The sequence below is a fragment of the Amycolatopsis thermalba genome, assembly GCF_003385215.1.
Taxonomy (GTDB): domain Bacteria; phylum Actinomycetota; class Actinomycetes; order Mycobacteriales; family Pseudonocardiaceae; genus Amycolatopsis_E; species Amycolatopsis_E thermalba.
In genome coordinates, this window is record NZ_PQHW01000022.1 from 20721 (window position 1) to 45123 (window position 24403).

Below are 24403 nucleotides of genomic sequence, written 5' to 3' on the forward strand. Positions count from 1 at the left end.
GGCTCGCGGGTCCCACTCGACGCCGAAACCGCCACTCGCCGGACCCGGTCTCGATCAACTGGCAGAATCGGCCGGGTGCAGGTCGGGATGCTTGGCCCCTTCGAAGTTCGCACGGACGACGGCGCCCTCGCCGACGTGCCGGGCGCCCGGCTGCGCGGGCTGGTGGTCGCCCTCGCGCTGCAACCGGGTCGCGTCGTGCCGAAGGCGGCGCTCGTCGACTGGATCTGGGGCGAGCAGCCGCCCGCGGACGCGGCCAACGCCCTGCAACGCCTGGTCTCCCGGCTGCGGAAGGCGCTGCCCGCCGGGCTGGTCGAGGGACAGCCGGACGGCTACCGGCTGCGCGTGGAACCCGACGACGTCGACGCGGTGAAGTTCGAACGCCTCGTCGCCAAGGCCCGCCAGGACGACGAGCCACAACTGCTGCGTGAGGCCCTCGCGTTGTGGCGCGGTCCGGCCATGCAGGACGTGGGCCTGGCGGACAGCGGCGCCTTCGACGCGGCGGTCACCCGGCTCGAAGGCCTGCGCCTGGCCGCGCTGGAGGACCGGTTCGACGCCGAGATCCGCCTCGGCAACGCCGCCGGCCTGGTCACCGAGCTGACCGACCTGGTGGCCGCGCACCCGGTGCGCGAACGGCTCGTCGCCGCGCTGATGCGCGCCCTCGTCGCGACCGGCCGCGACACCGACGCGCTGCTCGTGTTCGAGCGCACGCGGGAAACCCTGGCCGACGAGCTGGGCGTCGACCCCTCGCCGGAGCTGTCCGCGCTGCACGTCGCGCTGCTGCGGGGCGAGGTGCAGCGGCCGCCGGAGAAGCAGAAGACCAACCTGCGCGCCGAGCTGACCAGCTTCGTCGGCAAGGACGCCGATGTCACCGCGGTCCGCGAACTCGTCGCCGAACACCGGCTCACCACCCTGATCGGCCCGGGCGGCGCCGGCAAGACCCGGCTGGCCGCGGAAACCACGCGCACGCTGCTCGGCGACCTGCCCGATGGGGCGTGGCTGGTCGAACTCGCCCCGCTCGGCGCCGACGGGGACGTCGCGCAGGCCACGCTCGCCGCGCTCAAACTCCGTGACGCGCTGCTCGGCGACGCCCCGGACGCGGACGCGACGGACCGGGTCGTCGCCGCGCTCCGCGAGCGGGCGGTGCTGCTGGTGCTGGACAACTGCGAGCACGTCATCGAGTCCGCGGCGAAGTTCGCCCACCGGGTGCTCGGCGAGTGCCGCCGCCTGCGGATCCTCGCCACCAGCCGGGAACCCCTGGGCATCACCGGCGAGGCGCTGTGGCCCGTCGCGCCGCTGGCCCTGCCCGCGGACGACGCCGACCCCGGCAAGATCGAGTCCGCTCCCGCCGTCCAGCTGCTGCGGGACCGGGCCGGCGCGGTGCGCGAGGTCCTCCCGGCCGACGCCGAGACGCTGGCGACCATGGCGCGCATCTGCCGGGCGGTGGACGGGATCCCGCTCGCCATCGAACTCGCCGCGGCCAGGTTGCGCACCATGTCGCTGGACCAGCTCGCCAACCGCCTCGACGACCGGTTCCGCCTGCTCACCGGCGGCAGCCGCACCGCGCTGCCGCGGCAACGGACGCTGCGTGCCCTGATCGACTGGAGCTGGGAACTGCTCAGCGACGCCGAACGGACGGTGCTGCGCCGGCTCTCGGTGTTCTCCGGTGGCGCGAGCCTGGAAGCAGCCGAGCGGGTCTGCTCCGACGACACCATCGAGTCGTGGGAAGTACTCGAGCTGCTGACCGCGCTGACCGAGAAGTCACTGGTGGTCACCGACGGCGCGGGCGCGCCGCGCTACCGGATGCTCGGCACGATCAAGGAGTACGCCGACCAGCGTCTCGCGGAGGCGGGCGAATCCGATTCGGTGCGTCGCGCGCACCTCGCGTACTTCACCGAACTCGCCGAAACCGCGGAGCCGCACCTCCGCCGCGCCGAGCAGCTGGACTGGCTCGCGGTGCTCGAGGCCGAGCACGACAACATCGCCGCGGCGATGCGTGGCGCGCTCGCGGCCGGGGAGGCGGACGGGGCGATGCGGCTCGCCGCTGCCGCCGGCTGGTACTGGTGGCTCGCCGGGCACAAGGCGGAGGGCAACGAGCTGATCCTGGCGGCCGCCACGCTGCCCGGCGAAGTGCCCGACGAGATCCGGGGCGTGGTGTACGCGTTCGTCTCCGGGTTCATGACCTCCGGTCGGGGCAGCGACCAGTTCAACGCGGTGGAGTGGATCCACAAGGCGTACGAGATCAGCCTGCGGGTGCCGGACCGGCACCCGGCGCTGCGGTTCGCCGGCGCGATGGAACGCCTGCTGGACGGAACGGACGCGATGCTGACCGCGTTCGAACCGCACCTCACCGACGCCGACCCCTGGGTGCGTGCCCTGGCCCGGCTGCAGCTCGGCAAGATGCGGGTCCAGCTCGGCCACGGCGGCTGGGACGCCGACACCTACCTGGAGGCGGCGCTCAACGAATTCCGCGCGCTCGGCGAGCGGTGGGGCATTTCGTTCGCGCTGACCGAGCTGGCGGAGCGGATCGCCACGCGCGGCGAGTTCGCCAGGGCGTGCGAGCACTACGAACAGGCGATCGCGGTCGTCACCGAGGTCGGCGCCATCGAGGACGTCGTGCGGATGCGGTCGCGGCAGGCCCAGCTGTACTGGATCCTGGGTGACGCGGAGCGCAGCGCCGCCGCCCTGACCGAGGCGCAGCGGCACGCGGACCGGGTCGCCTGGCCCGAGGCGCTGGCCGAGCTGGCGCTGGCGAAGGCGGAACTCGCCCGCTGGCGCGGTGACGCCGAGCAGGCCCGCCGGGAACTCGGCCTCGTGATGGAGTTGCTGGGTGCAGACGCCGGGCGGGCGAACCACCGCGCGGTGTGGCACGACCTGCTCGGCTACCTCGCCGAGGATCTCGACGCGGCCCGGGAGCACCGTGCCGCGGCTGTCGAGGCGGCGTCCGAGCCCGGGCACCCCTTGATGATCGCCCAGGTGCTGGTCGGGGTCGCGGACTTCGCGCTGCGGGCCGACCAGCCCGAGCAGGCGGCGAGGCTGCTCGCGGCGAGCACCGGCCTGCGCGGTCTGCCGGACCACGCCCAGCCGGACGTGGCCCGGATCGAGCGGGAAACGCGAAGCCGCCTCGGTGACACGGAGTTCACCGAGGCGACTGGCGAGGGGCGGGAAGCGGACTGGCGCGAGCTGGTCGCGGTCACGCTCGCTTCTTGAACGTGGCGGACGCCCACAGGTACCCGACCAGGGCGATCCCCACGCACCAGGCGAGCGCGGCGATCAGGTCGCCGGTGGCCGGCGCGCCGTTGAGCAGGCCGCGCAGGGTTTCGATGATCGGCGTGAAGGGCTGGTACTCCGCGAACTCGCGCAGGCCCGGTCCCATCTTGTCGGCCGGGACGATCGCGCTGCTGAAGAACGGCAGCATGACCAGCGGCACCGACGCCATGCCGGCGGTTTCCACGGACTTCGCCGCCAGGCCCAGTGCGATCGTCAGCCAGCCGGTGGCGAGGCCGAGCAGGACGACGAGGCCGAGCACGCCGAGCCAGTCGAGGAAGCTCGCCGACGGGTCGAACCCGAGCAGGAAGGCCACCCCCACGAGCGCCGCGATGGCGAGCAGGTTGGTCAGCACGCTGGCGATGACGTGTCCGTTCAGCACCGCGCCGCGGGAGACGTCCATGACCTTGAACCGGTTGATGATGCCCTTGGTCATGTCGGAGCTCACCGCCGTCGCGACGCCGCCGAGCCCGTAGCAGACGGCCATCAGCATCAGGCCCGGCGTGGCGTAGTCCACGTAGTCGACACCGACGCTGAACGCGTCTCCGAGCATGTACACGAACATCACCATCATCACGATCGGCATCAGGACCGCGTTGAAGACGGTGACCGGGTTGCGGGCGATGTGCTTGAAGTTGCGGCGCAGCATGACGAGCGAGTGCGTGTTCATTTCGCGGCCACCTCCGTGGTGTGGCCCGTGAGGGCGAGGAAGACGTCGTCGAGGTCGGGCGTGTGGACGGTGAAGGTTTCGGCGCTGAGCGAGTACTCGTCGAGCCGGTCGAGCAGGGAGCGCAGCGACTTCGTGCCGCCGTCGCTGGGCACGCGCAGCGTCAGCGCGTCGTCGTCGCGGGTGGAGCCGGGGAGGATCCGCGCGGCCGAATCGAGTTCGGCGGTGGTGGTGAACCGGAGCCGGACGTGGGTGCCGGGGATCTGGCGCTTGAGCTCGTCGGGCGTGCCCTGGGCGACCAGGCGGCCCTTGTCCAGGACCGCGACCCGGTCGGCGAGCTGGTCGGCTTCCTCCAGGTACTGGGTGGTGAGGAAGATGGTCACGCCGTCGGACACCAGCTCGCGGATGATCTCCCACATGGTGCGGCGGCTGCGCGGGTCCAGACCGGTCGTCGGCTCGTCCAGGAAGATGATCCGCGGGTTGCCGACGAGGGTCATCGCCAGGTCGAGCTTGCGCCGCATCCCGCCGGAGTAGGTGGACGCGGGCTTCTGGGCCGACTCGACCAGGTCGAAGCGCTCCAGCAGCTCGGTGACGATGCGCTTGCCGTCCTTGGCGCGGGCCCGGTTCAGGTCGACCATCAGCTGCAGGTTCTCCTGGCCGGTCAGCAGCTCGTCCACGGCGGCGAACTGGCCGGTGACGCCGATCGCGGCGCGCACCGCCTTGGCCTCGGTGGCGATGTCGTGCCCGGCGACGCGGACGGTGCCGCCGTCGGCCTTGATCAGGGTGGTCAGCACGTTGACGGTCGTGGTCTTGCCTGCGCCGTTCGGGCCGAGCAGGGAGAAGATGCTGCCCGCCCGGACGTCCAGGTCGATACCGTCGAGCACGACTTTGTCTTGGTAGGACTTCCGGAGCCCGGAAGCTGTGATCGCGTCTGTCATGCGACCACGGTCGCGGGCGGAACTGACACCGCCCTGACGCGCCCCTGACACGAGTCCTGACACGACCGGAAGCCGATTCGGATGAGGCTGCGTCGCTCTCGCGAACAGCCCGGTCAGCGTCGCATCCGGGGATCCTGCGAAGGGTCGGCGTACATCGGCGGGCAACCGTGGTCGATGGCTTCCGGGCGCAGTTCGTAGTGCCAGGGTTCGTTGCGGTAGATCTGGCACAGCCCGTACCTGGCGCCGTGCTCGGACAGCCACGCCCTGGCCTCGGCGGGCCCGATGTCGACCGCGTGCCCCGACACGTGCGACGACGTGTCCGCGGTGGCCACCCAGCGGGCGGCTTCTTCTTCCGAGCCGTACTTCGACACCGCGTCACGGAGCAGTTGTTCCTGGTAGTCCCGGGACCGCCAGCCACTGTTGACGATGAACTCGACCCCGTCGCCCGCGGCATCCTTCGCGGCCTGGCGCAGTGCGCCGAGCAGATCGGGGTCCAGGTTGGCCACGGCCGGGATCTCGTCGTCGAAGACCGTCACACCGCCGCGGACGACGCCGTCCGCCTCGGTGAGGGAGCGCCGGACGGCCGCGGACACCAGCGACTGGTAAACCCGGACACCGATGAGCGCCGCGCTGCCGCCCACCAGGGCAGCGAAGAGGTTCGACCGGGTACGGCGGGTTGCTGTTCGTGCTGGCTCGATGCAGGTCATGCCCCGAGTCAAGGCAATGCGGTGTTGCCGGCACGTATGCGGTTTTCGATATGCCGGGGATATGGTGCGTCTCGTAGCATTCGTGACCGTGCGTGTGTTGATCGTCGAGGACGAACCCTATCTGGCCGAGGCCATTCGCGACGGCCTGCGTCTGGAAGCAATCGCCGCCGACATCGCCGGTGACGGTGACACCGCGCTGGAACTGCTGAGCATCAACTCCTACGACATCGCCGTGCTCGACCGCGACGTCCCCGGCCCCTCCGGCGACGAGATCGCCAAACGCATCGTCGCCTCCGGCAGCGGCATGCCGATCCTCATGCTCACCGCCGCCGACCGGATCGACGACAAGGCCTCCGGGTTCGAGCTCGGCGCCGACGACTACCTCACCAAACCCTTCGAGCTCAAAGAACTCGTGCTCCGGCTCAGGGCGCTGGACCGCAGGCGCGCGTACAGCAGGCCACCCGTGCGGGAGATCGCGGGCCTGCGGCTGGATCCGTTCCGCCGGGAGGTCTTCCGCGACGGCCGCTACGTCGCGCTCACCCGGAAGCAGTTCGCCGTGCTCGAAGTGCTCGTCGCCGCCGAGGGCGGTGTGGTCAGCGCCGAAGATCTCCTGGAGCGGGCGTGGGACGAGAACGCCGACCCGTTCACCAACGCCGTGCGCATCACGGTCTCGGCACTGCGCAAACGGCTCGGCGAACCCTGGATCATCGCCACCGTGCCCGGCGTCGGCTACCGCATCGACACCGCCGCCGGGGGAGACGACCGTGCATAGGGCGCCCGGCTTGAGCGTTCGCCTCAAGCTCACCCTCAGCTACGCCGGGTTCCTCATGATCGCGGGCGCCTTGCTGCTCGCCGCCGTGTGGATGTTCCTGTTGCGAGGATGGTCGAACGGCCTGAACATCCCCGATTTGTCCGACTTCGGGCGTGCCTTCGACCCGACCAATTTCGGCCCATCGGTCTTCGTTCCGGCGGCAATACTGGTGCTGGCGTTCCTGCTGGTGTTCGGCCTCGTGGGAGGGTGGATCCTCGCCGGCCGCATGCTCGCCCCGCTGACCCGCATCACCGATGCCACCCGCATGGCCGCGGAGGGATCGCTGTCCCACCGGATCCGGCTGCCGGGGCGCAGAGACGAGTTCCGCGAACTCGCCGACGCCTTCGACACCATGCTCGCGCAGCTCGAAGCCCACGTTGCCGAACAGCAGAGGTTCGCGGCCAACGCCTCGCACGAACTGCGGACCCCGCTGGCGATCACGCAGACACTTCTCGACGTGGCCCGCAACGATCCGCACCACGACAACGGCGAGCTCGTCGACCGCCTCCACTTGGTCAACTCCCGCGCGATCGACCTCACCGAGGCGTTGCTCCTGCTCAGCCGCGCCGATCAACGGTCCTTCACCCCAGAACCCGTCGACCTGTCCCTCATCGCCGAAGAAGCCACCGAAACGCTTCTCCCGCTCGCGGAAAAGCGCGGCGTCACCGTCGAGACCTCCGGCGACATCGCCCCCACCATCGGCTCGCCCGCGCTCCTGCTGCAGTTGACCACGAACCTCCTGCACAACGCCATCGCGCACAACCTGCCCGATCGGGGCACCGTGTGGGTCACGACCAGCGTTCACCCGACGAGCGTGCTGCTCACCGTCGAGAACACCGGCGAGAAGCTCACCCCCCAGCTGGTCTCGACCCTCACCGAACCGTTCCAGCGCGGCTCCCAACGCATCCGCACCGACCACGCGGGTGTCGGCCTCGGCCTGGCGATCGTCAAGAGCATCACGCACGCGCACGACGGAACCCTCACCCTCACCCCCCGACCCGCCGGCGGGCTCCGCGTCACGGTGCAACTGCCGGCCGCGCCACCACACCCGAGCCGATCACCCTGAGGCGACCCCACGTCGCTCGGCGACCGCGGTGAGCACGTGCCCGGCCAGGGCGACGTCCGCGTCAGGCGCGCCGGCCGCCGAAGCGCGAGCCGACATCACCGCGATCCGCTCGGGATCGGTGAGCACCGGGATCAGGGTGTCCACGATCCAGGCCGGGTCGAGGTCGGCGTCGTCGACGAGCAACGCCCCGCCGGCCGCGACGACCGGTTCGGCGTTGAGCCGCTGCTCACCGCCGCGCAACGGCAGCGGGACGTACGCGGCCGGCAAGCCGGCCGCGGCCAGTTCGGCGCACGTCATCGCTCCCGAGCGGCAGATCACGAAGTCGGCCGCGGCGTAGGCGTACTGCATGTCGTGGACGTAGGGAACGACGACGTAGGGCGGATCACCGTCCGGCACCTCGACCGAGTGCCGCGGCCCGGTGATGTGCAGCACCTGCACACCGGCCGCCCGTAACGACGCGGCCGCGCCGGACACCGCCGCGTTGATCGTGCCGGCGCCCTGCGAACCGCCGGTGACCATCAGGACGGGTGCGTCGGGTCGCAGGCCGAACCGCTGCCGGGCCGCGTCGCGCAGCGCCGGCCGGTCGAGTCCGGTGATCGCCGGCCGCAACGGGATCCCGATGGCGGTGGCGTGCGCCAGCGGGACGTTCGGCGATGCGGTGAACACGTGCGTCGTCATCCGGGCCGCCAGCCGGTTGGCCACTCCGGGCCGGGCGTTCGCCTCGTGCACGACGATCGGCACGCCCCGCTTGCCCGCGGCGAGGTAGGCCGGCATGGCCACGTAGCCCCCGAAACCCACCACGACCTCCGCTCCCACGCGGTCGAGCACCGCCCCGGCCGCCAGCACCGACTCGCGCAGCTTGCCCGGCGTCCGCAGCAACGCCCGGTTCAGGGTGCGCGGCAGCGGCGCCGGCGGGATGAGTTCGAGCGGGTAGCCGCGGGCCGGGATGAGCGTGGTGTCCAGGCCGCGGATCGTGCCGAGGGCGGTGATCTCCGCCGTGGGTTCCAGCCGGCGCAGCGCGTCGGCGAAGTTCATCGCGGGCTCGATGTGCCCGGCCGAATGGCCGCCGGCGACAACGACGCGCGGTGCCGCCGCACCGGATTCCTGATGCGACATTCCAGCTCGCCTATGCGATGGGGAAGTCGAAATAGGTGTCCGGATAAGGCTCGTCGGTCAGCGTGTAATGCCACCACTCATGGTCGTACGGCGTGAACCCGCAGGTCTCCATGATGTCCCGAAGGTGCTCGCGGTTCCGCGCCTCGACCGGCGTGATGCCCCGTGCCCCGTGGTGTGAGATGGGATCCATCAGATCGTGGTCACCGCCCATGGGAGCGAGCTCACCGGTGGTCAGGTGGTAGAGCGTCAGGTCGACGGTGCTGCCCCGGCTGTGGCCCGACTTGGCGGCCACATATCCCTTCTCGAACATCTCGGCTCGGTCGATGTTCGGATGGTGTCGTGGCTTGGTCCGGCCGTCCTCCGGCTGCGCCGACCAGCGCAGGAAGCAGTCGACGGCGCGTTGCGGGCGATAACCGTCCCACAGGAGCAAGCCGAAGCCAAGGGACTCCGCCTTGTCGCGCGCTTCCGCCAGGGCCGCGCACAACGCCTTCGTACCCATGATCCGGTTCGCCAGATATCCGTCCACCGGTGTGCCGGTGAAGTTGTCCCAGGTGGCGTACTTCGCATCCCAGCGTACGCCGGACACGACCTCGTCCACAAAGACAAAATCCTCGTGCATCGTCAGTTCCCCGTCAATGCGAGCGACACCATCCGGTCGATCACCTCGGCGAGCGGCAACCCCGCGGCCGCCATCATTCGCGGATAACGGCTGTAGGAGGTCAGCCCGGGAAACGTGTTGACCTCGTTGAGGACCACGCTGCCGTCGTCGGTGAGGAACATGTCGACCCGCGCGAGCCCCCGGCACCCCAGGACGCGGTAAATCTCCTTCGCGGTTTCCTGGACGAGCGAGCGCGACTCCGCCGGGATGTCCGCGGGCACGATGAACGTCGAGTTCTCGGATCCGCTTTCCGGGTTGTCTTCCTGGTGGATTCGGAAGAACCCGTGCGACAGCGCGACCCGGTCCACCTCGCCGGTGACCAGATCCAGGTCGTTCCCCAGTACGGCACACCCGATCTCACTGCCGGCGACAGCCTCCTCGACCAACACCTTCGAGTCGTATTTCCTCGCGGTTTCCACCGCATCCGGCAGTTCTTCTTTTCGCTCTACCTTGCTGACGCCGAAGGAGGACCCCGAACGGGCCGGCTTCACGAAGACGGGATAGGTGAGCGGGCCGACATCGATGCTCTCGTCGGCCATGACGGTCCAGAAGTTCGGCGTGGCGATTCCCGCGCTGCGGACGATGGTGTAGGTGAGGGATTTGTCCATGCACAGCGCGGAACTTTGGACGTCACAGCCCGCGTACGGGATACCGGAGAGCTCCAATAACCCCTGGATCGCCCCGTCCTCGCCGAGTTTGCCGTGCAGAACGGGCAACACGACGTCCAGGCTGATCGTCCGGTACCGCCCCTGTTCCAGCACGAGCAGTCCCCGGACGCTTCGGTCCGCCGACAGCACGACCGGGCGGCAGTTGCCGTTTTCCCAGTCCGGACCAGGACCGTCACAAAGCAGCCAAGCGCCGCTCACCGAAATCCCGATGTAGAACGGCTCGTACTTCTCGAGATCGAGGCTCTTCGCGACCTCTTGCGCGGATTTGACCGAGACGGGGTGTTCTTCGGACGCGCCGCCGAATATGATGCCGACCTTCAACCTATCCACGCTGATCCCTGCTTTCGAATTTCAGGCAGTTGACGAGAGAGTTCTCCACGGTGTCGCTCAGGGCGTGATCCGTGTAATAGGCGGTGTGGGGGCTGACGAGGACGTTCGGCAGCTCCTGCAACCGCAGCAGCAGTTTGTGTTCGATGGGTTTGTCGCGGCAGTCGGCGTAGAATATTCCTTCCTCCCCTTCGAGAACGTCCAACGCCGCGCCGCCCAACCTGCCGCTGTCCAACGCCGCGACAAGGGCCTCGGTGTCGACGAGCGCACCGCGCCCGGTGTTGATGACGAACGCCCCGTGCTTCATCCGCTCGATTCGCCGGCGATTGAGGAGATGGTGCGTATCCGCGGTGAGGGGCGTGTGCAGGGTGACGATGTCGCTCAGCTGCACCAACTCGTCGAGTGGAACTCGGCCGGCAGCAGACGAGGGACGGATGTCATAGCACAAAATGCGGCAACCAAAAGCGCGCAGCCGGTCGATGACCGCGGCGCCGATGCGCCCGGTGCCAACCACCCCGACGGTCAGGTCGCGTAGCTCTTTGCCGCGTACCTCATCCAATCGGTAATCATGGACATCCGCCCGGCGGATGACGGATTTCGCGTTTCGCACGACCATGAGCATCAGCATGAGCGTGTAGTCAGCCACGCTGTCGGGCGAATATCCGACGTTTTCCACGGAGATGCCGACGCTCTCGGCGTATTTCACGTCGATGTGGTCGTATCCGACGCTTCTCGTGGAGATGTACCTCACGCCGGCCTCGCTGAGCGCACGAAGAGCGGACTCCGTGACCGGGGTTTTGTGACCGACGCTGATGCATCGGTTGCCCGATGCCAGTTCTGCATTGGCTTCGGATACCGCCGCCTCGGTGATGGCCGGCAGCACGCCGAAGCGGGGCGCCAGCTCCCGGAACAACACGGCCTCGTCCGGCTCGCAGCCATAAATCGTGATGCCCGTGGCGGGGGCGGCCGATGAGGACCCCAGAGATCGCCCGCGGCGGGCCGCTGTTCGTGCTGGTTCGCGGTCGGTCATGGCTGCCATTCAAGGCAGCGCGATGTTGCCGGCACGTATGCGGTTTTCGATACGCCGACGATATGTTACTGCCCAGTACCGGCGCGGAGCTGCGGGAGCCTCCGCTCATCCTGGCCTCGATGCACGGTATATCCCGAAATGCCGTTCCCGTGCGCGATGGGCGAATTCATCAAACTGCGCAGCCATCGGTCGGCTTGTCCGCCACCCCACGGGAAAACCACGTCCCGGCTTCCAGGCAGTACCCGCCTCACCGCGCTCCCGTACCCCGGCGGCTTGACCTGCGCGCTTTGATGATCTTCGTGACAGCACCCCGTCAGCACCCGGGCCTAGATTGACTTTTTGTCATTTGTCGCAACAAAAACCCGGGAGGGTGTGGATGCGCAAGTATTGGAGACCGGCGCTCACCGGCGCGATACTGGCTCTGGGACTGGCTTTGCTGCCGACGCCGTCCGCGTCGGCGGCTTCGCCCGATGGTTCCTGGTCGGTTACGCCGGTGGACGGCGGTTACCGGATCACGCTGACGCTCGACGAGCGGCTCCCGACGCGGGACGCGTCGCCGGAACTCGCGGTCGACGGCCGGTCGCTCGGTGAGGCACAGGAGTCCCGGGACGGCCGGACGCTCACGCTGGTGACGACCGATCCCGCCGCGGCGCACCCGTCGTCGGTGCGGGTGGCGTGGCAGGGCGTGGTGCCCGGCGCGAGCCCTCGCAGCGCCGCCGCCACGACCGGCGTGCCCGCCGGGACGCCGATCACGTCCGCCCCCGAGGCCGCGGGACGCTACGGCGTCACCCGTGCCGACTACGACTTCGGTGACACCGCGCTCCAGTTGTCCGGATTGACCGGAGTGCCGGTCGAGGAGCGGGCAGCGGTGTGGGTGCCGGTCGGCGCGTCCGGCAAGCGGCCGGTGGTGGTGTTCCTGCACGGCCGCGCGGACGCCTGCTACGACCCGGACGCGGGCACGTTCGACAACGAACACTGGCCCTGTGTCAACGGTCTCGAACCGATGCCCAGCTACGTCGGCTACTCGCGACCGGCCGAAACCCTGGCCAGCCAGGGATACGTGGTGGTGTCGGTCAGCGCGAACGCGATCGGCGCCTTCGACCAGAGCACGGCGTCGCCCGACCGCGGTGGCCTGGCCCGCGGCCAGCTGGTGATGGCGCACCTCGACCTGCTCGCCAAGGCCGACGCCGGCACCGCCCCGGGGATGAGCAGTCTGCTCAAGGGCAAGCTCGATCTCGGCAACGTCGGTCTCATGGGCCACTCCCGCGGCGGTGACGGCGTGGTTCGCGCCGTGCTGCTCAACGCCGCCCGCCCCACCCCGTACGGGATCAGGGGTGTGCTGCCGCTCGCCCCGATCGACCGGACCCGCCCCGCCCTGACGGACGTGCCGATGGCCGTGCTGCTGCCCTACTGCGACGGCGACGTCTCGAACCAGGAAGGCCAGCACTTCTTCGAGGACTCGCGGTACACGAGCCGGACGGACTCCGCGCTGAAGTCGTCGTTGCTCGTGATGGGCGCCAACCACAACTACTTCAACAGCGTGTGGACCGAGGCCTACGGCGACGACTGGGACCTCTACGTCGACCCGGCGGACCCGACCTGCGGCACCACCGCGGCCGGCAACACCCGGCTCACCTTCGAAGAGCAGCAGAAGACCGGAATCGCCTACACCGCGGGCTTCTTCCGCATGACGCTCGGCAAGGAAAGCGCTTTCCTGCCGATGTTCCAGGCCAGTGCCGGTAGCGCGGTTCGGGTCGGCGCGGCGACCGTGCTGCAGGCGACGCAGTCACCCGCGGCGCAACGCCTCGACGTCGCCCCGTTGCAGGCGGCCGCGGCGAACGTCACGTTCGCCGGCAAGGTGCTCGGCCAGTACTGCGCGAGCATCGCCGGCCGGTCCCCGCAGAGCGGCCTGCCCTCGTGCAGTGATTCCACGGCCACCAGCCGATTTCCGTCCTTCACGCCGGTGACCCACACCGCGAATGTGCCCGCCACGCCGATGCTGCACATGACCTGGGCCAACGGCGGCCAGATGACGGCCGCTCTGCCGTCCGGCCGGTACGACGTCAGCCGCTACGGCGCACTGACCCTGCGGGCCGCGCCGGACGGGGCCAACAACGCCACGGATCTGCGGCTGACCGTCGTCGACGGGGCCGGCCGGACCCAGTCCACCACCGTCTCGGCCCTGAGCGACGCGCTCTCGCCGCTGCCGGCGGGGAACCCGGACGTGCTGCCGAAGACGTGGTTGCGCACCGTCCGCTGGCCGGTCGCCCAGATGACCGCGGTGGACACGACCGACATCCGGCAGATCCTGATCACGACGGCGACCGCCACCGGCGGGGTGCTCCTGTCCGACCTCGCGTTCACCACGCCGTCCGTCGGCACGGGTGCACCGACCAAGCTGCCGCAACTCTCGGTCGCCGACACGACGGCCAACGAGAACGCCGGCACCGCGACGGTCGCCGTGACGCTGTCCAAGGCGAGCAGTCTGCCCGTGACCGTGCACCTGCAGGCCATGGCCAGCACCGGCACACAGATCGCCGCCGGGGCGAAGCAGGTCACGATCCCCGCCGGTCAGACCACCACCATGGTCACGGTCCCGATCCAGGACAACTCCACGGTGGACGCCACTGCCGACACCAGGTACGAAGTCGTGCTCGGCTACCCCACCAACGCCGTCACCGGCAAGAACACCGCCTACGCCACCATCCACGACGACGAGGCATGACCCCGGCGCCGGGGGTTTCACTCGCGCGAGCGAAACCCCCGGCACTGCCGGCCCACCACTTCCGGACACTCCGTTCGCTGAAACAAAAAAGACCACCCGGCGACGCGGGTGGTCTTATCTGGTGTGAACCTCACGGGACCTTACGCGAACAAGTTGACCACAGATGGGGGGTCCGGGGGGCGAAGCCCCTCCGGGCGGGGTGTGGGGGTTGCACCCCCACGAAACACAACGGAGCGACCCGGTTCGCGCTATCCGCGAACACAAGCCGCCCCGAGCGAAGTGGAGCTGAGGGGAATCGAACCCCTGACCTTCTCGATGCGAACGAGACGCGCTACCAACTGCGCTACAGCCCCTTACTGGACTTCCCGAAGGAAGCTCCAGAAGCATAGCAAGGGCCCGAAGGCGGTTCGCGAGGGGGTCTACTCTCCGACCGCGCGCCGGAACGGGAGCTGGTCCGGGTCGTCGAGGTCGTGGAACGCGGGGTCCTCGTCCTCGAGGTCGACGACCACCGCCCGGCCACGCAGGCGGGACGCCGGCGACGGGCGGCGCTCGACGCCGGGCACCTCGCGCGGTGGCTCGACGACTTCGAAGTCCTCGGCCGGGCGCTCGCGGCGGGCCGGGCGCGTCGCGGAGCGGGATCCGAGCCGGGCCATGCGCCGCTGGCGGATCTCGGCCTCGATGCGCACCTGCCGGCGCAGGTAGGCGAGATACCCGACCAGCATCAGGTCGACGGCGCCGTGCAGCCACCACAGCGACGAGGTCAGGAACCCGGCGCCCGCGGCCGTGACGACCGCGAGCAGGAACAGGCAGAGGACGACCCGCTGGCGGAACGCGTACTTGGCGCGTGCGGCGATCTCGGCGGCCTCCGGGTCGAACCCTCCACGGCCCGGCCGGTAGCGCCGTTCGGACGCCGGCTCGTACACCCGTGGCGGGCGCGCCGGCTCCTCTTCGTGCTCCTCGACGTCGTCGTAGTCGACGCGGTCGTCGGCCTCAGCGACCTGCTGGGTGGTCTCGGACATCGCGAACTCCTCCTCCGCGTCGTCTTCCCCGCCGCCGCTGCGGACCACGCGGGCGGCCAGTTCGGCGTCGGCCGTCTGCGTGACCGCCTGGCGCTTGCGGGCGACCATGGGCACGAGCACGACGAGCCAGGCCGCGGCCAAGGCGACGATGATCAGCGAGCTGGGCAATCCCCTCTCACCTCCCCCGTTCACTGCTACATGTCGTCACGCTAGTCACAGGAGTAACAGATGGGACGGAGCCACGCCGCTCGTGACCAGAAAAAGGGTCACTTGATCTAGTGAAAATCTCGCCGTTGGGTAACGAACCTGGTCACGGGTATTCCGCGCGACCGGCCGCGACCAGTCGCGCCACCAGCCCGGGCCCGGTCTCCTCGACCGTCATCGCGTAGCAGTAGTGGTCCCGCCAGTCGCCCGCCACGTCGAGGTACCGCTTGAACAGGCCTTCCTGCCGGAACCCGGCCTTGGTCAGCACCTTGATGCTCGGCGTGTTCTCCGGCCGCACCGTCGCCTCGATCCGGTGCAATCCGGCCGAGGTGAACGCGTGGTCCACCACCAGGGCGACGGCGGCGGTGGCGACGCCGCCCTTGACGACCGACGAGGACACCCAGTAACCGACCCACGCCGAGCGGAGTGAGGCGCGGATCACGTTACCGATCGTGATCTGGCCGGCGAACTCGCCGTCCACGGTGATCGTGTACGGCAGGCACTGGCCGCGCCGGGCCAGCGACCGCAGCGCCGTCCACTGCGCGGGCCAGGACCAGTAGCTGTTCCGGTCGCGCCACGGCCCGGGCCCGGTCGGCTCCCACGGCTCGAGGTGCTCCTGGTCACGCAGCCGGATCCGGCTCCAGTCACCCGCGTCGCGCAGCCGGATCGGCCGCACCGCGACCTCCCCGGCCGCCACGCGGAGCGGCCCCAGCCGGGCCGGCCACCCGGGGTGACGGGACTCCAGGTCATACGCTGCTGGCTGCACCGGACAGTTCTAACCCCGCTGGGCCAGGAAGGTCACCTTGACCTGCTCGCCCGCGGGCACCTCGGTGAGGTCCTCGTCAACGTTGACCAGGCAGTTCGCTTCGGCCAGCGACGCGAGCAGGTGCGCGCCGGACGTGCCGAGCGGCTGCACCAGGTACTCGCCGGTGCTCTCGTCGCGCAACAGCTGGCCGCGCAGGTACCCGCGGCGGCCCTTCGTGGACGACACCGGTGACAACAACCGCGCGCTGACCGTGCGGCGATGCGGGTTGCGGGTGCCGCGCGCGGCGCGGATCAGCGGCCGGATCAGCACCTCGAACACGACCAGCGCGCTCATCGGGTTGGCCGGGATCAGGAAGGTCGGCACCGCATCCGGGCCGAGCCGACCGAAGCCCTGCGCCGACCCTGGGTGCATGCCCACGCGGGTCATGTCGATCTCGCCGAGGTCGGACAGGGCCGCCTGCACCTCGTCGCCGGCGGTGCCACCCGCCCCGCCCGCGACCACGACGACCTCGGACATCAGCAGCCGGCCCTCGACCACCTCACGCAGCCGCTTCGGATCGCTCGGCACGATCCCCACGCGGCTGACCTCCGCTCCGGCGTCGCGCGCCGCGGCCGCGAGGGCGTAGGAGTTCACGTCGTAGACCTGGCCGGTACTCGGGGTGCGGTCGATGTCGACCAGCTCGTCGCCCACCGACACGATCGACACCCGCGGCCGCGGGTAGACCAGCACCTTCGAGCGGCCGACCGCCGCGAGCAGTCCGACCTGCGCCGCGCCGATCGTGTCGCCCTGGCGGACGGCCACGTCGCCGATCTGCACGTCCTCGCCGGTCCGGCGCACGTAGGCGGCGGACGGCACCGACCGGTGGATCGTCACCTTGGCCGGGTGGCCGTCGGTGAAGGCGGTCGGCACGACGGCGTCGGCGAGGGTCGGCAGCGGCGCCCCGGTGGCGACCCGGACCGCCTGCCCGGGCTGCAGCCGCCGGGGCTGCCGTGAGCCGGCCGGGATCTCCCCCACCACCGGGAGCTGGACGGGCTCGTCGCCGTCGGTGCGCACGTCCACGCTGCGCACCGCGTACCCGTCGACGGCGGCCTGGTCGAAGCCGGGCAGCGCGTGCTCGGCCACGACCTCCTCGGCGCAGAGCAGGCCCTGCGCTTCGGAGATCGCGACGCGGACGGGCCGCGGGCGCACCGCGGCCTGCAGGACGCGGGCGATCTGCTCGTCGACCGACCGGAGGTCCTGCTCGGCCTGGTCGGGCTCCGGGGTGGGGTCGGTCATCGGCGATCGGTCCCGAGTCGTTCGGTCAGCCAGTTCCGCAGCTCGGGCCCGTAGTCCGGGTCGTCGAGGGCGAAGTCGACGGCCGCCTTGAGGAAACCGCCGGGGTTGCCCAGGTCGTGCCGCCCGCCGCGGTGGACGACGATGTGCACGGGGTGGCCCTCCTCGATCAGCAGCGCGACGGCATCGGTGAGCTGCAGTTCACCACCCGCGCCCGGTTCGATGCGACGCAGGGCGTCGAAGATCGCCCGGTCGAGGAGGTAGCGGCCGGCCGCGGCGTAGGTGGACGGCGCCTCCTCCGGCGAGGGCTTCTCGACCATGCCGTGCACCTGCTTGACGTCGGGGTCGCCGGTGTCCGTGACGTCGAACACGCCGTAGGGCGAGATCTGCTCCTTCGGGATGTCGAACGCGCACAGCACGCTGCCGCCGTGCTCGGCGCGCACCTCGGCCATCTTCGAGAGCACGCCGGCGGGCAGCACCAGGTCGTCGGGCAGCAGCACCGCGACGGCCTCGTCCTCGTCGGTCAGGTTCGGCTCGGCCTGCGCCACCGCGTGCCCGAGGCCGAGCGCCTCCTCCTGGATCGCGACCTCGACCTCGATCAGCTCCGGACCGCGCCGGACCTTCTCCAGCAGCGCGGTCTTGCCCTTGCGCTCGAGGTTCGCCTCCAGCTCGGGCGCGGGCCGGAAGTAGCTGACGACCGACTCCTTGCCCGGCGAGGTGACGATCACCAGCCGTTTCGCCCCGGCCTGCGCGGCTTCGCTCGCGACGATCTCGATCCCCGGCGTGTCCACCACCGGGAGCAACTCCTTGGGAACCGCTTTCGTCGTCGGCAGGAACCGGGTCCCCAGGCCCGCGGCGGGGACGATTGCGGTTCGGAACGAGTGGTTGTCGAAGGCGCCCGTCATAGGCGCCAAGCCTAACCTGCGTACATGGGTGCGCAGCGCAATGACGAGGTGACGAAGGCCGAGTGGCGCGCCGAGCTGTCGGCCGCCCGCGCCGCCGTCTCCGTGCAGCAACGGGTCGCCGAGACCGCCGCGCTGGTCCGCGCGGTGTCCGCGATGTCACTCCCGGACACCGTGTGCGGCTACGTCCCGTTCGGCACCGAGCCGGGCTCGATCGGCCTGCTCGACGTGCTGCGCGAGCGCGGCGCGCGGGTGCTGCTCCCGGTGATTCCCGCCGAACCCGGGCCACTGGAATGGGCCGAGTACACGGGCACCGCGAGCCTGCGCGCCGGCCGGTTGCGCCGCATCCTCGAGCCGACCGGCCCGTTCCTGGGCCCGGAGGCGCTGGCCGCGGCCGGGCTGGTGCTGCTACCCGCCATGGCCGTCGACCACCGCGGCGTGCGTCTGGGCCGGGGCGCCGGGTTCTACGACCGGTCGCTGGCGCACGCCGCGCCCGGCGCCGACCTGGTAGCCGTGGTGCGGGACGCTGAGCTGGTCGAACGGCTGCCCGCGGAGGCGCACGACGTGCTCATGACCGGGGCGCTCATCCCCGGCCGCGGGCACGTGCGGCTGCCACTGTGACCAACCCTTGTTTGCGCTGAGGGAATGGTGTCCAGCACAATTGCGTTAGCACTCTTGCGGATCGAGTGCCAATGCGCGAAGGAGCACCTGTGCCCACGTACCAGTACGCCTGCAAGGAGTGCGGCCACCGTTTCGAGGCCGTGCAGTCGTTCTCCGATGCCAGCCTGACCGAGTGCCCGGAGTGCACCGGCCCGCTGCGCAAGCTCTACGGAGCGGTCGGCGTGATCTTCAAGGGCTCCGGCTTCTACCGGACCGACTCGCGTTCTTCGTCGTCCTCATCGACGTCGTCCACCTCCTCGTCCAGCTCGTCAAGCTCGTCGAGCACGTCCAGCGAGAGCAAGAGCAGCTCTGCCTCCTCATCTTCGTCGAGCGGTACGACAACGGCGGCCGCCGCGGCTTCCTGACCGCTGAGTTATCCACAAGTACCCAGTTATCCACAGCTGCCAGATCCGCGTCTTTCCGCCGGGTGTCAGCACCCCTAGCGTCGATTCCGTCGACGGCACACCGCCGTCGCATCCGACGACTGGGGGTGCTTCGCCATGCGCTTCGATCCGTGTGCCCACTGGAATCGGCTCCGGCCCCGCTTCGGCGGACGACGGTGGCACCGGCTGCGCAAGCTGGTCGCCGCCGGTCTGCTGATCACCGCGGCGGTCCTGGCCGCACGCCCGGACGCGGCCGAGCCGCGGGCGGCGCCGCCGCCACCCTCCGTACCTGTCCCCTTCACGGGTGATCTTGCGTTCGCCGCGGTGCCGGTCCGGCTCGCGGACACCGGTGTCGCCGAGCTGCTGAGCCCCGGTATGCGCGTCGACGTGGTCACCCTCGACGAGTCGGCGCAGAGCAGGAAAGTGCTGGCCAGCATGGCGACCGTGCTGACGGTGCGGCCGCCGCCGGCCTCGGCCGGACGCCTGGCGAGCGCGCGCGACGGGCCGCTGGTGGTCCTGTCGTTGCCGGAGGACACGGCCAGGGAGGTGGCCGCGATGTCACTCCAGAACCCGGTAGCGGTTACCCTCCGTTAGCCGTTTCCGGAGGAGAGGAGTGCACATGCTCAAGGGCTTCAAGGACTTCCTGATGCGCGGCAACGTCATCGAGCTGGCGGTCGCGGTCGTCATCGGGACGGCGTTCACCGCGATCGTCACGGCGTTCACGAACGGGCTGATCAAGCCGCTGATCAACGCCATCGGCGGTTCGGACGCCGCGAAGGGTCTGGGGTTCAACGTCCTGCGCGAGAACGACTCCACGTTCCTCGACTTCGGAGGCGTGATCAACGCGGCGATCAACTTCGTGATCGTGGCCGCGGTGGTCTACTTCCTGCTGGTCCTGCCGATGAAGAAGATCCAGGAGCGCCGCAAGCGGGGCCAGGAGGAGGGCCCCGCCGAGCCGACGGACGTCGAGCTGCTGACGGAGATCCGCGACCTGCTGCGCCAGCAGAGCGGAGCCAACGGCCAGGTCAGCAGCCGCACCGAAGCCCGCGACTGAGGCCCTTTTGCCTGCTCCGGGCACCCTGGGCCCGGAGCAGGCCGGTCAGCCCTGGCGCTCCCGGCCGCGCAGGAGCCGGTCGCCGGGCCGCCGATCCCGGTACCAAGCAGGCCACTCAGCTCCGGCATCCGTCACACAGGGGCGCGCCAGCCCAGGACGAGGTCAACGGCCCTGAAACACCATGGCCGACCCAAGCACACCTCAAGCCCCACAGGCGTCTCCGAGAAAGCCGTTGGTGGCGGCCTCCCGGGCGGGCCGACACCTGGCCTCCCGACAGGGCCGGGCTGCGGCTAACCGCCGTGGTGGGGTGGCCGGTTCTCGCGGTACCAGGCGTCCTCGTCGCGGGCCGGGCGCTCCGGCTCGCGCTCGTCGGACGTCGTGTCCGGGAGGACCTCCCCGAAGATCTCCTCCAGCTTGCGCCGGTCGCGGGGAGGCTTGCGCTCCCGGTCCTCCCCGGACATCAGGACTCGTCGAGGCCGGAGAGCTGGTCGATCACGTAGGGCACGAGCGAGGACAGCGTCGCCATGCCGTCGCGCACCGCGGCGCGCGAGCCGGCCAGGTTGACCACCAGCGTGCTGCCCGATACGCCGACCAGGCCGCGCGAGATGCCCGCGTCGACCGCGCCGGCGGCGAGCCCGGAGGAGCGCAGAGCCTCGCCGATCCCGGGAATGGGGCGGTCGAGCACACCGATCGTCGCGTCGGGGGTGACGTCCCGCGGCGACACGCCGGTGCCACCGACGGTGATGACGAGGTCCACACCACCGATCACGGCGGTGTTGAGGGCGTTGCGGATCGCCACGGTGTCGGCGTGCACCAGCACCACGCCGTCCACGATGAAGCCGGCTTCCTCCAGCAGCTCCTGAACCAGGGGGCCCGAGGTGTCCTCATGCTCGCCGTGCGCCGCGCGGTCGTCCACGATCACCACGAGCGCGCGGCCCAGCCGCTGTGCACTGCGTTCCATGAGCACACGGTATCCGGTTGTTACCGACGTCTGACGAGCACGTCGCCACTACTGCGAGGTAGCCCGCGCCGCCCGTGACCGGTGCCCCGCGCCACGGGCGGCGCCGGGATCATCGATTCCCACGTCGCCGCCTCCTGACCACCTCCCGCCGGGGGTCGTGCTCCTCGACGACGTCCCGCCACGACCCCAGCGAGCTGCCCACCGGTTCGCCCACGACACCGTCACCGGCGCCCGGGCTCCTGTCCGAAGTGGACGCGGTGCGGCTGGCCGGGGCGGAGCGACTGGCGCGGACGTCAACGGCGCACCGCCCCCATGTCCGCGACCTGCAGCCCGCGCCGCTTCAACCAGGACGTCCACCTGACTCCCCCGCACAACGCCCGCTGAACCGGCCTCCCGCACACAGTGGTCCCCGTAACCACGGGCAGCGCCTGGACAGCCGACGTCCGCCACAGTGCGCATGCCCGTGACCTGCTGGGCTTCGCGGCCCGGCGCGCGTCCACGCCGCCGCACCTCCGCGTCACCTTCGTCGGCCGTCTGGGGTCCTCGACCGAACCCAGCACTCCCGAACGCTTCCTGCGACGCCGGGGCGCGATTCGCCGCGTCCCGACGACGCGGTGGATCCACGGCCCGCCGACGCTGGAGGTGCCAAGCCCCGCCGTCGGGGTCGATCATGCTCACGGGGCTGACTACGGCCCCGGTCGGGCCAGGCCCGACCGGGGCCAGCCGTGCGCTGGTTGCGGCTCCGCTCGGTTCAACCACCGCCCCGCCTGCCAAAATTCACCCGCCCGCGAGCGGCAGCCCTCGCCGTGGTCACACCCCGACGCGACCTCGCCCGCCATGCGAGACCAAACCCATTCCTCGGACTCCTCCACGAGCATCCACACCCGCAGTGGCACTTCACTCTGGACGCTTCCCGGCAAGCGGTCGTAGGTCCGCAGCAACCGGTCGATCACGTCGTTCGCGTCGCACACTCGGACGCGGATGGTTCCCGAGATGGCGCCTCGCCTCGCGGTTCAGCCCACCCCACGCGACCAACAGGCCCTGATCGGCACCGTGTGTGCCCATCACCCCGTGCAGCTGCGTGACGACCTGCGAGCCGATCGGTCCCTCGCTGGATTTCACCTCTGCGAGCAAGAGGGGCCCACGGCCCGCGTAGATGTCGATCCCACCATCAGGCCCCCCGGGGTCGACACCGTGCAGTGATAACCCTCCGCACGCAGGATCTCCGCCACCAGGTCGGCCAAACCATGGCCGGCGAACCGCTCCCGGATCCGCTGCATGATCCGGTCCCGGGCGACTTGTTCGATGTTGGCACGCAGCTCGGGAACATCGACCGGGTCTCGGAGTCCAACCGCACGCCTTCCGTCCACACGCTCGCGAACGGCGCTTCGGCTGACCGGTTTCCCGGATCGGAACCGACGCCCATCAACTCCTCGATCCGACGGTAGACGTCGTTCTTGCTCGGCTGGAATATCGTCAACGCCGAGCTGAAGAGCAGGTCCTGGTGAACGACGGCACGCGGAAGATCTGTCCGGCACCAGTCCACGTCGATCACATGGCGCCTCGCGAGTTCGGCGTCGGCGACTTCAGTGACAGCACCACAGCGCGGCAGGCTTTGTCATTTCACATCGCGGCAAAGAGAAAACCGCGCGCGACCGGAATCCTTCCAGTCGCACGCGGTTCGGTTGCCGGCTCGTCCCCGGGGAGCCGGTCAAGTGGTCTCGGCCGCCCCGGGCGGCCGAGCGTCTGTCATCCCCTCCGGCCGCCCCGAAGCGGCCGGACGCCGCTCCGGCCACCGAGCAGGCCGGAGACAGCAACCTCAGTTCGTCGGCACCGGTTGGCCGCCCAGCGTCACCTGCACGGTGCGCCCATCGCTCAGGGTGAAAGTCACCTTGTCGCCCGGGGCGCGGGTTCGCACGGCCGCGATGAGGCCGTCCGCGTCGTTGATGACCAGGTCCTCGACCTTCGTCACCACGTCGCCCTGCTTCAGGCCCGCCTGCTCGGCCGGGCTCCCGGCCTGCACGCCCGCGATCGTGGCCCCACCCTGCTGCGCATCGCTGACGTTCGCCCCGATGAACGTCTGCGTCGCCTTGCCGGTGTCGATGATCTCCTGCGCCGTGCGCCGCGCCTGGTTGATCGGGATCGCGAAGCCGATGCCGGCGTTCGTCGCCTCCGTCTGGCCCATGCCGGACGACTGCGGGCTGTAGATGGCCGAGTTGATGCCGATCACCTGACCCGACAGGTTCGCCAGCGGACCACCCGAGTTGCCCGGGTTGATCGCCGCGTCGGTCTGGATCGCGCTCATCACCGTCGTCTGGTCGCCCTCGCTGCCACCGGCCCGCACCGGGCGGTGCAGCGCGCTCACGATGCCCGACGTGACCGTCCCGGCCAGCTCGAACGGCGACCCGATCGCCACCACCGACTGGCCCACGTTCAGGTCGTCGGAATTGCCCAGCGCCACCGGCGTCAGGTTCTTCACCCCGTTGACCTTCACCACGGCGACGTCGGTCGTCGGGTCGCGGCCCACGATCGACGCGGTCGCCTTCGTCCCGTCCTGGAACACCGCCTGGATCGAGCCGCCGTCCACGGCGACCTCCACCACGTGGTTGTTGGTCAGGATGTAGCCGTCGGTCGACAACACGAACCCGGAGCCCTCGCCCTGCCCGCTCCGCCCGGACACCTGCAGCTCCACCACGCTCGGCGACAGCTTCTGCGCCACCGCCTCGACCGAACCGGCCGGCGCGGACGTCGTCTGCTGCGCGGGCACGGGCTGGTCGAGCGCGTTGTACGACGCGCCACCGGTGTTCTGCGCGGTCAGGTACCCCCCGGCGGCACCCGCTCCGCCACCGACGATCAACGCGAGCACCGCGACCCCGGCCACGAGCTTGCCCGGGCCCCGACGCTGCTGCGGCACAGCCGACATCGTCGCCGTCGCGTACGGCGACTGCTGCTGCGCGCCCGGCGGCGTCCACGGGTACCCACCAGTCTGCTGCCCACCCGGCGCATACGCGCCGCGTGCCTGCTCAGGAGCGGCCTGCTGCGCGGCTCCCTGCGCCGACCACGGGCTCGGCTGCGGCCCCGAGCCGAGCGGCGTTCCGCGCGCGGGCGTCTTCGCGTCCTCCGGCGACTGCTGCGCGCCGGGGTCCCGCTGGGCACCGCCGTCGTGCGGTGCGCTGGGGTCGTTCTCGGTCATGTCCCTACCATG

General features: G+C 70.4%; 23 protein-coding genes and 1 tRNA gene. 8 read left to right on the top strand and 16 right to left on the bottom strand.

Translation table 11 applies throughout. The features are described 5' to 3' along the window. Positions 1 to 75: 75 nt before the first annotated feature. Positions 76 to 3207 carry an ATP-binding protein gene (locus tag D0D15_RS11990; protein WP_115944433.1) on the top strand — a complete coding sequence of 1044 codons (3132 nt, stop codon included), beginning with the start codon at positions 76 to 78 and terminating at the stop codon, positions 3205 to 3207. On the opposite strand, the gene D0D15_RS11995 is transcribed toward D0D15_RS11990, so the two are convergent. The 3 genes from D0D15_RS11995 to D0D15_RS12005 form a co-directional block, all read right to left on the bottom strand. After that, the gene (locus D0D15_RS11995) at positions 3191 to 3934 is read right to left on the bottom strand and encodes an ABC transporter permease (RefSeq protein ID WP_094004522.1); all 744 of its coding nucleotides are present in this window, start codon (positions 3932 to 3934) and stop codon (positions 3191 to 3193) included. The genes D0D15_RS11990 and D0D15_RS11995 overlap by 17 nt on opposite strands. After that, entirely contained in the window at positions 3931 to 4869 is a 939-nt protein-coding gene (locus tag D0D15_RS12000) for an ATP-binding cassette domain-containing protein (protein WP_094004521.1), read from the bottom strand. The genes D0D15_RS11995 and D0D15_RS12000 overlap by 4 nt, the downstream gene beginning before the upstream one ends. A 113-nt stretch (positions 4870 to 4982) precedes the next feature. Further along, a complete protein-coding gene (locus tag D0D15_RS12005) occupies positions 4983 to 5576 on the bottom strand; it encodes a M15 family metallopeptidase (RefSeq protein ID WP_094004520.1) in 594 nt (197 codons plus the stop codon). Positions 5577 to 5664: 88 nt separating this feature from the next. On the opposite strand from D0D15_RS12005, the gene D0D15_RS12010 reads away from it, so the two are divergent. Next, complete coding sequence (locus tag D0D15_RS12010) at positions 5665 to 6348, top strand: response regulator transcription factor (protein ID WP_094004542.1); 684 nt, start codon at positions 5665 to 5667, stop codon at positions 6346 to 6348. After that, positions 6341 to 7453, top strand: a complete 1113-nt coding sequence (locus tag D0D15_RS12015; RefSeq protein WP_094004519.1) for a sensor histidine kinase — start codon at positions 6341 to 6343, stop codon at positions 7451 to 7453. Before D0D15_RS12010 ends, D0D15_RS12015 begins: the two co-directional genes overlap by 8 nt. Here D0D15_RS12015 and D0D15_RS12020 read toward each other — a convergent pair. The 4 genes from D0D15_RS12020 to vanH are packed head-to-tail and all read right to left on the bottom strand — an operon-like array spanning position 7445 to position 11252. After that, complete coding sequence (locus D0D15_RS12020) at positions 7445 to 8569, bottom strand: UDP-N-acetylglucosamine--N-acetylmuramyl-(pentapeptide) pyrophosphoryl-undecaprenol N-acetylglucosamine transferase (RefSeq protein WP_094004518.1); 1125 nt, start codon at positions 8567 to 8569, stop codon at positions 7445 to 7447. The two genes, D0D15_RS12015 and D0D15_RS12020, sit on opposite strands and share 9 nt — an antisense overlap. Positions 8570 to 8579: 10 nt before the next feature. After that, positions 8580 to 9188, bottom strand: a complete 609-nt coding sequence (gene vanX, locus D0D15_RS12025) for a D-Ala-D-Ala dipeptidase VanX (RefSeq protein WP_094004517.1) — start codon at positions 9186 to 9188, stop codon at positions 8580 to 8582. Between the two features lie 2 nt (positions 9189 to 9190). Beyond that, a complete protein-coding gene (gene vanA, locus D0D15_RS12030) occupies positions 9191 to 10225 on the bottom strand; it encodes a D-alanine--(R)-lactate ligase (RefSeq protein ID WP_094004516.1) in 1035 nt (344 codons plus the stop codon). Next, positions 10218 to 11252, bottom strand: a complete 1035-nt coding sequence (gene vanH / locus D0D15_RS12035; RefSeq protein WP_094004515.1) for a D-lactate dehydrogenase VanH — start codon at positions 11250 to 11252, stop codon at positions 10218 to 10220. The genes vanA and vanH overlap by 8 nt, the downstream gene beginning before the upstream one ends. 493 nt (positions 11253 to 11745) lie before the next feature. On the opposite strand from vanH, the gene D0D15_RS12040 reads away from it, so the two are divergent. Further along, positions 11746 to 13977 (top strand): poly(ethylene terephthalate) hydrolase family protein, encoded by a 2232-nt coding sequence (locus tag D0D15_RS12040; protein ID WP_094004514.1) that lies wholly within the window; start codon positions 11746 to 11748, stop codon positions 13975 to 13977. A 280-nt stretch (positions 13978 to 14257) separates the two neighbouring features. On the opposite strand, the gene D0D15_RS12045 is transcribed toward D0D15_RS12040, so the two are convergent. The 5 genes from D0D15_RS12045 to D0D15_RS12065 all read right to left on the bottom strand — a co-directional run bounded on the left by D0D15_RS12045 (position 14258) and on the right by D0D15_RS12065 (position 18143). Then, positions 14258 to 14330, bottom strand: a tRNA-Ala gene (locus D0D15_RS12045). Positions 14331 to 14396: 66 nt separating this feature from the next. Further along, complete coding sequence (sepX, locus tag D0D15_RS12050; RefSeq protein WP_094004513.1) at positions 14397 to 15164, bottom strand: divisome protein SepX/GlpR; 768 nt, start codon at positions 15162 to 15164, stop codon at positions 14397 to 14399. Between the two features lie 142 nt (positions 15165 to 15306). Then, on the bottom strand, positions 15307 to 15966 hold the full coding sequence (locus D0D15_RS12055) for a GNAT family N-acetyltransferase (RefSeq protein ID WP_198958168.1): 660 nt from the start codon (positions 15964 to 15966) through the stop codon (positions 15307 to 15309). Positions 15967 to 15975: 9 nt separating this feature from the next. Then, a complete protein-coding gene (gene glp / locus D0D15_RS12060; protein ID WP_094004512.1) occupies positions 15976 to 17241 on the bottom strand; it encodes a molybdotransferase-like divisome protein Glp in 1266 nt (421 codons plus the stop codon). After that, complete coding sequence (locus D0D15_RS12065) at positions 17238 to 18143, bottom strand: UTP--glucose-1-phosphate uridylyltransferase (protein WP_094004511.1); 906 nt, start codon at positions 18141 to 18143, stop codon at positions 17238 to 17240. Before D0D15_RS12065 ends, glp begins: the two co-directional genes overlap by 4 nt. A 24-nt stretch (positions 18144 to 18167) precedes the next feature. Between D0D15_RS12065 and D0D15_RS12070 the strand changes: the two genes are divergently transcribed. From D0D15_RS12070 to mscL, 4 genes are all read left to right on the top strand, one after another. Further along, positions 18168 to 18761, top strand: a complete 594-nt coding sequence (locus D0D15_RS12070; RefSeq protein WP_094004510.1) for a 5-formyltetrahydrofolate cyclo-ligase — start codon at positions 18168 to 18170, stop codon at positions 18759 to 18761. Between the two features lie 89 nt (positions 18762 to 18850). Next, on the top strand, positions 18851 to 19165 hold the full coding sequence (locus D0D15_RS12075) for an FmdB family zinc ribbon protein (protein WP_094004509.1): 315 nt from the start codon (positions 18851 to 18853) through the stop codon (positions 19163 to 19165). 135 nt (positions 19166 to 19300) lie between these two features. Further along, positions 19301 to 19777, top strand: coding sequence for a hypothetical protein (locus D0D15_RS12080; RefSeq protein WP_094004508.1), 477 nt, complete (start codon positions 19301 to 19303; stop codon positions 19775 to 19777). A gap of 25 nt (positions 19778 to 19802) precedes the next feature. Continuing rightward, positions 19803 to 20237: a large-conductance mechanosensitive channel protein MscL gene (mscL, locus tag D0D15_RS12085; RefSeq protein WP_094004507.1), complete on the top strand. Its 435-nt coding sequence runs from the start codon at positions 19803 to 19805 to the stop codon at positions 20235 to 20237. A gap of 290 nt (positions 20238 to 20527) precedes the next feature. Here mscL and D0D15_RS36305 read toward each other — a convergent pair whose 3' ends face one another. The 4 genes from D0D15_RS36305 to D0D15_RS12100 form a co-directional block, all read right to left on the bottom strand. Next, complete coding sequence (locus tag D0D15_RS36305; protein ID WP_094004506.1) at positions 20528 to 20698, bottom strand: hypothetical protein; 171 nt, start codon at positions 20696 to 20698, stop codon at positions 20528 to 20530. Further along, positions 20698 to 21198 (bottom strand): MogA/MoaB family molybdenum cofactor biosynthesis protein, encoded by a 501-nt coding sequence (locus tag D0D15_RS12090; protein WP_017984989.1) that lies wholly within the window; start codon positions 21196 to 21198, stop codon positions 20698 to 20700. Before D0D15_RS12090 ends, D0D15_RS36305 begins: the two co-directional genes overlap by 1 nt. Before the next feature lie 897 nt (positions 21199 to 22095). After that, on the bottom strand, positions 22096 to 22608 hold the full coding sequence (locus tag D0D15_RS37795) for a restriction endonuclease (protein ID WP_094004505.1): 513 nt from the start codon (positions 22606 to 22608) through the stop codon (positions 22096 to 22098). A 409-nt stretch (positions 22609 to 23017) separates the two neighbouring features. After that, entirely contained in the window at positions 23018 to 24391 is a 1374-nt protein-coding gene (locus D0D15_RS12100; RefSeq protein ID WP_094004504.1) for a S1C family serine protease, read from the bottom strand. Positions 24392 to 24403 lie beyond the last annotated feature (12 nt).

What these genes read in the sequence shown, in the direction of transcription:
- mscL (WP_094004507.1), top strand. Translation starts at nt 19,803, where the DNA reads ATGCTCAAGGGCTTCAAGGACTTCCTGATGCGCGGCAACGTCATCGAG.
- D0D15_RS12000 (WP_094004521.1), bottom strand. Translation starts at nt 4,869, where the DNA reads ATGACAGACGCGATCACAGCTTCCGGGCTCCGGAAGTCCTACCAAGAC.
- D0D15_RS12005 (WP_094004520.1), bottom strand. Translation starts at nt 5,576, where the DNA reads ATGACCTGCATCGAGCCAGCACGAACAGCAACCCGCCGTACCCGGTCG.
- D0D15_RS12020 (WP_094004518.1), bottom strand. Translation starts at nt 8,569, where the DNA reads ATGTCGCATCAGGAATCCGGTGCGGCGGCACCGCGCGTCGTTGTCGCC.
- vanX (WP_094004517.1), bottom strand. Translation starts at nt 9,188, where the DNA reads ATGCACGAGGATTTTGTCTTTGTGGACGAGGTCGTGTCCGGCGTACGC.
- D0D15_RS12100 (WP_094004504.1), bottom strand. Translation starts at nt 24,391, where the DNA reads ATGACCGAGAACGACCCCAGCGCACCGCACGACGGCGGTGCCCAGCGG.
- D0D15_RS12080 (WP_094004508.1), top strand. Translation starts at nt 19,301, where the DNA reads ATGCGCTTCGATCCGTGTGCCCACTGGAATCGGCTCCGGCCCCGCTTC.
- glp (WP_094004512.1), bottom strand. Translation starts at nt 17,241, where the DNA reads ATGACCGACCCCACCCCGGAGCCCGACCAGGCCGAGCAGGACCTCCGG.
- D0D15_RS12070 (WP_094004510.1), top strand. Translation starts at nt 18,168, where the DNA reads ATGGGTGCGCAGCGCAATGACGAGGTGACGAAGGCCGAGTGGCGCGCC.
- D0D15_RS11995 (WP_094004522.1), bottom strand. Translation starts at nt 3,934, where the DNA reads ATGAACACGCACTCGCTCGTCATGCTGCGCCGCAACTTCAAGCACATC.
- D0D15_RS36305 (WP_094004506.1), bottom strand. Translation starts at nt 20,698, where the DNA reads ATGTCCGGGGAGGACCGGGAGCGCAAGCCTCCCCGCGACCGGCGCAAG.
- D0D15_RS12090 (WP_017984989.1), bottom strand. Translation starts at nt 21,198, where the DNA reads ATGGAACGCAGTGCACAGCGGCTGGGCCGCGCGCTCGTGGTGATCGTG.
- D0D15_RS12065 (WP_094004511.1), bottom strand. Translation starts at nt 18,143, where the DNA reads ATGACGGGCGCCTTCGACAACCACTCGTTCCGAACCGCAATCGTCCCC.
- vanH (WP_094004515.1), bottom strand. Translation starts at nt 11,252, where the DNA reads ATGACCGACCGCGAACCAGCACGAACAGCGGCCCGCCGCGGGCGATCT.